Raw genomic sequence first — 7,167 nt, forward strand, 5'->3', positions numbered from 1 at the left:
GCCGTATTTCCACTTCTGCCGCAGACCGTTCGACTCGGCCTCACAACCCGAGTTTCGTTACCGCGTTGTCCTCCAACGGGTTCGCGGTGCGGATGTAGCCGTGCACGGTGCGCGGATTGGACCAGCGGCCCTGGCGCATGATTTCGCGGTCGCTCGCGCCGCCCAATGCGGCCTGGGTGGCGAATCCGGCGCGCAGCGAATGTCCGGAGAACAGGGCCGGATCGAGTCCCGCCCGTGCGGCATAGCGTTTCACCAGTTCCGCCACCGCCCGCCCGGAAATCGGCTGCGCGCCGATGCCGCCGTGCCGCGACACCGGCGGGAACAGCGGGGCCTGCGGATCGACCCGGGTGGCGCCGGTGAAGCCGTGGCAGCGGTGGATGTCGGTGGCGGCGGTAGTGCGCTCAGTCCAGGACCGCAGATCGTCGGCGCCGCCATCGGAATGGATGTCGCGCAGGTCGATCCACTCCGCGAAGGCGCACACCGGACACGTCGAGGGTCGTGCCCCACGCGGCAGGGCCACCGACTGGGCGCCCGCGCCGGTCGGATCGGTTTTTGTCGCCGGCAGCCGCACCAGCAGCACGGGCTCGCCCGTGCGGTGATCGACGGTGACCGCCACATCGCCGACGCGTAGTCCGGCGAGTTCGCTACGGCGCAGTGCCCCGGCGAAGCCGACGAGCAGCATCAGCCGGTCTCGGCGGCGGGCCGGCTCGGTGGGCCAGCCCGGGGCCGGCAATCCGTCCAGCAGTTGTTCGAGCGTGTGCAGCAGCACGGGACGCTTACGGTTGGGCACGCTGCGACGGGTGCGGCGAATGCCACGCAGGGTCAGCCGCACCACATCGGATCGGGTCGGGGAGGGCAGGCCGTTGGCGGCATGGACCGCGGCGATGGCGGCGCTCTTGCGTTCCAGTGTGGCCGGCCCGAATGCCCACTCACCGGACGGTTTTCGCGCATCGGCGGCCGCGGCCAGATATACCGCGACGTCCAGGGCGTCCGCGGGAAGTGCGCACCGCGCCTCGGCCGCACACCACGCCGAGAATCCGATCCAGTCGGATCGGTAGGCGCGCACCGTGTTCGGCGACTGTGAAGCCTCCAGATAACGGCCCAGTGCCCCGGCTTGCTCGGTGTCGAAGCGCTCCCGCACCATCCGCAGGGCGACCGTGTCGACGAGCACACTGCGCACACCCCGCCGTAATTCGGTGCGAACCGCCTCCGGCACGGCGATATCGACGACCACGGGATCCGGTGAGACGCTCATCGCGAGACAGGCTACCGGGCAACGACGTTCGCCGCGCCCGCCCGCGCCGGGAAGAATGATCGACCGTGCCGTCCGTGACAGTCGCCGCCGACGATCCCGCCCGAGCCGACGTGCGGGCTCTGGCCGCCCGCCATCTCGCCTTCGCGCGGGCCCATACCCCCGCCGAGGCCGTCTTCGCGCTCGACCAGGGCGGATGGGCCGATCCATTACTCACGCTGGTCACCGCTCGGCGCGACGGTCTGCTGCTGGGTATGGGCGCGGTGCGTGATCTCGGTGGCGGGCACGGGGAACTGAAATCGATGCACACCCTCGACGCGGCGCGCGGGCACGGCGTCGGCGCCGCGATCGTCACGCATCTGCTCGAGCTGGCACGCGCCCGCGGCTGGGTGCGCGTGAGTCTGGAAACCGGTGCGGGCGAAGCGTTTCGGCCTGCGCGCACGCTGTACGAACGGTGCGGGTTCGTGCGGTGCGGCGCGTTCGGCGACTACCTCGACAACGGGACGAGTGTCTTCATGACGCGCGCGGTGTGAGCTGCGGGCGAAGCGGAAGCGCGGGAACAGAAGTAGCCCGGAATCGGATTGCGTGGAGTTCCCCCGAACTCCCTTCCACTACCAATATATATCGCACAGGGGGTCTTGCGGCAAGGCCGGGGGTGTGCTGCACAATCGTCGAGCCAACGCCATGACCTGCGAAAATCGGCTGTGTCGCGGGCTCGGCCACCACCGTGTCGAATGGGGTTTCATGATTGACGTGATCGTTGCCGGTGCCGGGCCTACCGGTCTGATGCTGGCGTGCGAATTGCGGTTGCACGGCCTGAACCCGGTCGTGCTGGAGAAGGAGACCGAGCCGACGAAGGTTGTCCGCGCGCTGGGCCTGCACGCGCGCAGTATCGAGGTGATGGATCAGCGGGGGCTGCTGGAGCGTTTCCTCGAGCTGGGCACGAAATATCCGGTCGGCGGGTTCTTCGCCGGTATCACGGCACCGCAGCCGGAGCTGGACTCGGCGCACGCGTATGTGCTCGGCATTCCGCAAACGGTCACCGATCGGCTGCTCGCCGAACATGCGGCCGAGATGGGCGTCGACATCCGGCGCGGCTGCGAAGTGGTCGGCGCCACCCAGGATGCGGAGGGTGTGACCGTCGACCTGGCCGACGGCAGCCGGCTGCGCGCACGGTATCTCGTCGGCTGCGACGGCGGACGCAGCACCGTGCGCAAACTCGCGGGGATCGATTTCCCCGGTGAACCGACCCGGGTGGAGACGCTGCTGGGGGAGGCCGAGCTGGACGCGCCGCTGGAGACCGTGACCGCGGTGGTGACCGAGGTCCGCAAGACCCAGCGGCGTTTCGGGGTCGGGCCGTCGGGCAACGGGACGTTCCGCTTCGTGGTGCCGGCCGAGGGGTTGTCCGAGGACCGTACGGTGCCACCGACGATGGAGGAGGTGAAGCGACAGTTGGTGGCCACCGCCGGCACCGACTTCGGCGTGCATTCACCGCGCTGGCTCTCGCGTTTCGGAGACGCGACCCGGCTGGCCGCGCGGTATCGGTCCGGACAGGTGCTGCTGGCCGGGGATGCCGCGCACGTCCATCCGCCGGTCGGCGGTCAGGGTCTCAACCTCGGCATCCAGGACGCGTTCAATCTGGGGTGGAAGCTGGCCGCCGAAGTCGCCGGCTGGGCGCCCGCCGGGCTGCTGGACAGCTACGAGTCCGAGCGGCACCCGGTCGCCGCCGACGTGCTGGACAACACGCGCGCGCAGATGGAGCTGATATCGCTCGAGCCGGGGCCCCGTGCGGTGCGGCGGCTGCTCACCGAGCTCATCGATATCGAGGAGGTCAACCGGCGGCTGACCGAGAAGATCACCGGCACCGCGATCCGCTACGACTTCGGTGACGGGCACGAACTGCTCGGCCGGCGCCTGCGGGACGTGCGGTTGAAGGACGGACGCCTCTACGAGTTGATGCACGCGGGCCGCGGACTGCTGCTGGATCAGACCGGCCGGCTGTCGGTGGCGGGGTGGGCCGACCGGGTGGATCACGTCGCCGATGTCAGCGACGAATTGGATGTTCCCGCAGTTCTTTTACGGCCGGACGGGCATGTGGCGTGGGTCGGCGACGACCAGGACGATCTGCTGGCCCATCTCCCGACCTGGTTCGGCGCGGCCTGATCGGCCGCCGGATCTACGGTCGCGCCACGACACCGAGGGTGCGGGCGGTGGCGATGGTGGCGAGGCGGTCGTCGGCGCCGGTGTCGCGCAGATCGACCCGTCCGACACCGCCCCGCAGCGTCGCGGTGGCCGTCACCGGGCCCACCTTGGCCGGTTGCAGATAACGCAGGCCGAGGAAGCTGAGGCTGTCACCGGGAGCCAGGGACAGCACGGCTTCCTCGGCCGCGACGGCGATGAGGCCGCCGTTGACGCTGCCGGCGGCGTTGAGCACCTCGTCGGTGCGCGGGAGAACGGCCACGCCGGGGCGCGCCCGTTCGCAGCGCAGGCGTTCGGCCAGGGGAGTGGTGAGCCGATCGCGGCCGGCCGGCATGTCGATGCTGAGCGCGCGGGGAAGTTGCAGGTCCGGGTCGGGGGCGACCATGAAGGAGGCGCCGGCCAAGGCCAGCGGTTCGCCGTCGACGGCGAAGTCGATCTCGGCCACGAAGACCGACCGGCCCACCTTCACGGTGCGGCCGATCGCCTCGAGCTGCCCGGCCGCGGGCGCGGGCCGGTAGAGGTTGACGTCGAGTTCCAGGGTCACCGGGACCCGCGGATGCATCACCAGCGACGCCAGCAACCCGGCCACGGTATCGGCCCAGGTGGCGAGAATGGAGGTGCGCAGATGCGCGGTTCCCGGCGCGTGCAGTTCCGGCACGATGGTCGCGGAACCGTGCACCTCGTCACCGGCGCGCCGGGTAGCGAAGCCGAGTTCGAGCAGCACGTGGTGGCGCGGGGACAGTCTGCTTTCGACACTCACGGCATCTCCTCCGGTCCGGTGCGTCCCGGCCGGGCCACACATGAGCGATTTGATTCTACTTCAGCGAGAATCACGTTCTCGTCGGCTATCGCGGGGCGCTGATGCGCGCCTTCATCGCGGCGAGCCGGGCGGCGAACTCCTCGGAATCCAGCGAAGCCACCTGGGGCACGATCTCCGCGTCGACGGCCTCGGCATGCGCGTCCAGAGTGCGTGTGTGGCGCATGGTGCGTTTGGTGGTGATCAGCAGATCGCGCGGCGCCTCGGCCGCACCGGCCGCCAATTCGACTGCGGCAGAGAGCAAGTCGTCATGGTCGCCGAGGACGACACGATGCACCAGGCCCGCACTGTGGGCCGCGTCGGCATCGAGGATCTCGCCGAGCAGCGTCATGGCCGCGGCCTGCTGCGACCCGACGGCGCGCTGCAACATCCAGGTCATGCCGCCGCCCGGATGGATACCCAGCCGCAGGAATCGCGCATCGAACCGAGCGTGCGGTCCGGCGAGGCGCACATCGGCGGCTAGCGCCAGATTCAGCCCCGCGCCGACCGCGGCCCCACCGACAGCCGCGACCGTGGGCAGCGAGCATTCGGCCACAGCGAGGAATCCCGCGTAGATGGCCCGCAAGCCTTCCTCCGCCGCCTCGCCGAGTGCGCTGAGATCGGCGCCCGCGCAGAATGCCGGCGGAGCCCCGGTGATCACCACCGCGTGCACCCCGGCATCGGCTTCCGCCTCCGCGATCGCCGCCGCCAGCTGCTCGGACAGCCCGAGTGTCAACGCATTTCGGCGCTGCGGGTCCGATACCGTCACCACCGCGACCGCATCGCGCCGCTCCACCGTGATCTCCGCCATGGCGTCATCGTAAGGGAGGGCGCGGTCGATACGATCCGGGAATCCGAGTCGAACCGGACGAGCAAGGGAGCCCGCATGAAGGCCGTCATCGTATGTGTCTCGGTATCGCACGGCAATACTCTGCGGATCGCCGAGGCCATGGGCGAAGTGCTCGGCGCCCGCGTCGTCGGGCCCGAGGAACTCGACACCGCCGAACTCGCCTCCTGCGACCTCGTGGGATTCGGGTCCGGCATCTTCACCATGAACTTCCATCCCCGCTTGCGCGAGCTGATTCGCGCGCTGCCGGCACAGTCCGGTACCAAGGCGTTCGTCTACGCCACCAGCGGTATGCCGGAAACACCCCTGCGCCGCTATACCCGTTCGCTCGCAACGCTTCTCACCCAGCGCGGCTTCACGGTGCTCGACACCTTCACCTGCCGCGGCCTCGATACCTGGCTGCCGATGCGAATCGTCGGCGGAATCAGCAAGGGACATCCCGACGCCGCCGACCTCCACGCTGCACGCACCTTCGCCGAAGGGCTGCGCGACCGCGTCACCGCCGGGCGCTGAAAGCGCCACCTTCGCCCGGGCCCACGCGGCGGCCGGTATGCACCCGCCGCGTGGGCCCGGGCGTCAGCCCGCGGTCCGGCCGTCCAGTGACTCGCGGATGATGTCGGCGTGCCCGGCGTGCTGCGCGGTCTCGTGAATCAGATGCATCAGCACCCGGCGCACGCTGCGCGCCGCACCCGTCTCGTGCCACGGCGCGTCGGGGAGCGGATGCGTGGCCGCGAGATCGGGCACGGCGGCGATGATCTCCTCCGTGCGCGCGGCGATCTGCTCGTAGCGGGTCAGGATGCCGGCGAGCGTTTCACCGGGCAGCATGACGAAGGTGTTGCGGTGGTCGATGGCCCACTGCGGATACTCCCGCGCGGTGCCGGCGGCGAAGTCCGCCCAGGTGACCCCCTCGGGCAGCTCGTAGGTCATGGCCGAGGGGCCCTCCACGACGAACCGCAGCCAGTTGTCCTCCATCGCCGCAACATGTTTGACCAGCCCGCCCAGCGACAGGGCGCTGACGGTGGGATGCGCGCCGGCCTGCTCGTCGGTCAGCCCGTCGACGGTGCCGCGCAGGGCGCTGCGTGCGGCGGCGAGCTGGGCGAGCAGATCGGCGCGTTCGCCGTCGAGTGCGGACGCCGGGGTGTTCTCGGTGGTCATCGTTGTCCTTTCGGGTCGTTGTCGATTCCGATACCAACGATCGCAGCGAATTAGGTCGGATTGTGTCCGCTTGTCGCGGGCGGAAGAGATTCGTGGCGTGGCCGCAGGGGCGGAAGAGGGCGCCAGGACACCGGCACCTGGCGCATGAGCAAGGCACAGTCGAGCACTGCGGTGCCGGGCGGGAACCGGTCCCGGTCGTCGAAGACCGTGGACCGAACCGAGCAGACCTCGACCGGTTCGACGTGCCACGAGTTCGTCTGGAGCTCGAGCCCATCGAGGCATCGACCGCCACGCGTGGCCGAGAATCCGGCAGAGCCATGCCGAAAGAAGTCCGATGCCTGCGCCAGATCGGCGAACAGTTCGCTTCCCTGCAACCGCTCGGCGGTCCGGACATCCACGCTGACGGACAGGGACGCGTCATGACTGGCGAAGGCCACATGCAGGTCCTGCGTCGTCTCCCGCACGTCGAACCGCGCCAGACTGTGCTCACCCGGAAACAGTCGGCCACCGGCAAGGACATTGATCACCGAGCCGCTGTCGCGACGCGAGATGTACACACCGGTCGATCGTCCCTGCGGACCATCCCACTCAACCGCGACGCGATGTGCCGCGTTCTCGCTGCGCAGCCCGATCCAGCCGGGTAGCCGACTGGGTCGCAACTGCCCGAGGCGGATCAGGCAGATTCCGGCAACCGCCCAGCCGCCGACCAATTGAGGCCGCATCGGCGGCGGCACCAAGCTCGCGGCAGCCTCAGGGGCGACGCGGTAGTTCACCAGAAGGCGTCGCTCGACGACGCTGGACATCTGCGGTGGTCTCATCAGGTTCCCCTGTTCTCGGTGGTTCGGGGTCTGCGCTGTCTGACGATGACCTGCTCCGGGCAGATCGCGCTCAGGAACCTGCCGACACATAAAGCCAGTC

General features: G+C 69.6%; 8 protein-coding genes. 3 read left to right on the forward strand and 5 right to left on the reverse strand.

Features of this window, described 5'->3' with window-relative positions; all coding sequences use genetic code 11:
* Positions 1 to 40 precede the first annotated feature (40 nt).
* Positions 41 to 1,255: a site-specific integrase gene (locus NN2_RS30515; RefSeq protein ID WP_063018144.1), complete on the reverse strand. Its 1,215-nt coding sequence runs from the start codon at positions 1,253 to 1,255 to the stop codon at positions 41 to 43.
* A gap of 65 nt (positions 1,256 to 1,320) precedes the next feature.
* Here NN2_RS30515 and NN2_RS30520 point away from each other — a divergent pair, with 65 nt between their 5' ends.
* Together NN2_RS30520 and rox are read left to right on the forward strand one after the other, a co-directional pair.
* Positions 1,321 to 1,785 carry a GNAT family N-acetyltransferase gene (locus NN2_RS30520; protein ID WP_218022078.1) on the forward strand — a complete coding sequence of 155 codons (465 nt, stop codon included), beginning with the start codon at positions 1,321 to 1,323 and terminating at the stop codon, positions 1,783 to 1,785.
* 211 nt (positions 1,786 to 1,996) lie between these two features.
* A complete protein-coding gene (gene rox, locus NN2_RS30525) occupies positions 1,997 to 3,415 on the forward strand; it encodes a rifampin monooxygenase (protein ID WP_063018162.1) in 1,419 nt (472 codons plus the stop codon).
* 13 nt (positions 3,416 to 3,428) lie between these two features.
* On the opposite strand, the gene NN2_RS30530 is transcribed toward rox, so the two are convergent.
* Complete coding sequence (locus NN2_RS30530) at positions 3,429 to 4,211, reverse strand: PaaI family thioesterase (RefSeq protein WP_063018146.1); 783 nt, start codon at positions 4,209 to 4,211, stop codon at positions 3,429 to 3,431.
* Between the two features lie 85 nt (positions 4,212 to 4,296).
* On the reverse strand, positions 4,297 to 5,058 hold the full coding sequence (locus NN2_RS30535) for an enoyl-CoA hydratase (RefSeq protein WP_063018148.1): 762 nt from the start codon (positions 5,056 to 5,058) through the stop codon (positions 4,297 to 4,299).
* 75 nt (positions 5,059 to 5,133) lie between these two features.
* Between NN2_RS30535 and NN2_RS30540 the strand changes: the two genes are divergently transcribed.
* Positions 5,134 to 5,607 (forward strand): flavodoxin family protein, encoded by a 474-nt coding sequence (locus tag NN2_RS30540; protein WP_063018150.1) that lies wholly within the window; start codon positions 5,134 to 5,136, stop codon positions 5,605 to 5,607.
* Between the two features lie 63 nt (positions 5,608 to 5,670).
* Here NN2_RS30540 and NN2_RS30545 read toward each other — a convergent pair whose 3' ends face one another.
* Both NN2_RS30545 and NN2_RS30550 read right to left on the reverse strand, forming a co-directional pair.
* On the reverse strand, positions 5,671 to 6,249 hold the full coding sequence (locus NN2_RS30545) for a DinB family protein (protein WP_063018152.1): 579 nt from the start codon (positions 6,247 to 6,249) through the stop codon (positions 5,671 to 5,673).
* A 50-nt stretch (positions 6,250 to 6,299) separates the two neighbouring features.
* On the reverse strand, positions 6,300 to 7,067 hold the full coding sequence (locus tag NN2_RS30550) for a DUF2071 domain-containing protein (RefSeq protein ID WP_063018154.1): 768 nt from the start codon (positions 7,065 to 7,067) through the stop codon (positions 6,300 to 6,302).
* Positions 7,068 to 7,167: the final 100 nt, after the last annotated feature.

It is taken from the genome of Nocardia nova NBRC 15556 (assembly GCF_001613005.1).
In the GTDB taxonomy this organism is placed as follows: Bacteria; Actinomycetota; Actinomycetes; order Mycobacteriales; family Mycobacteriaceae; genus Nocardia; species Nocardia nova.

Excerpts from the sequence above, each read along its gene's own strand:
- NN2_RS30535 (WP_063018148.1), bottom strand. The coding sequence starts at position 5,058 with ATGGCGGAGATCACGGTGGAGCGGCGCGATGCGGTCGCGGTGGTGACG.
- NN2_RS30515 (WP_063018144.1), bottom strand. The coding sequence starts at position 1,255 with ATGAGCGTCTCACCGGATCCCGTGGTCGTCGATATCGCCGTGCCGGAG.
- NN2_RS30550 (WP_063018154.1), bottom strand. The coding sequence starts at position 7,067 with ATGAGACCACCGCAGATGTCCAGCGTCGTCGAGCGACGCCTTCTGGTG.
- NN2_RS30545 (WP_063018152.1), bottom strand. The coding sequence starts at position 6,249 with ATGACCACCGAGAACACCCCGGCGTCCGCACTCGACGGCGAACGCGCC.
- rox (WP_063018162.1), top strand. The coding sequence starts at position 1,997 with ATGATTGACGTGATCGTTGCCGGTGCCGGGCCTACCGGTCTGATGCTG.
- NN2_RS30540 (WP_063018150.1), top strand. The coding sequence starts at position 5,134 with ATGAAGGCCGTCATCGTATGTGTCTCGGTATCGCACGGCAATACTCTG.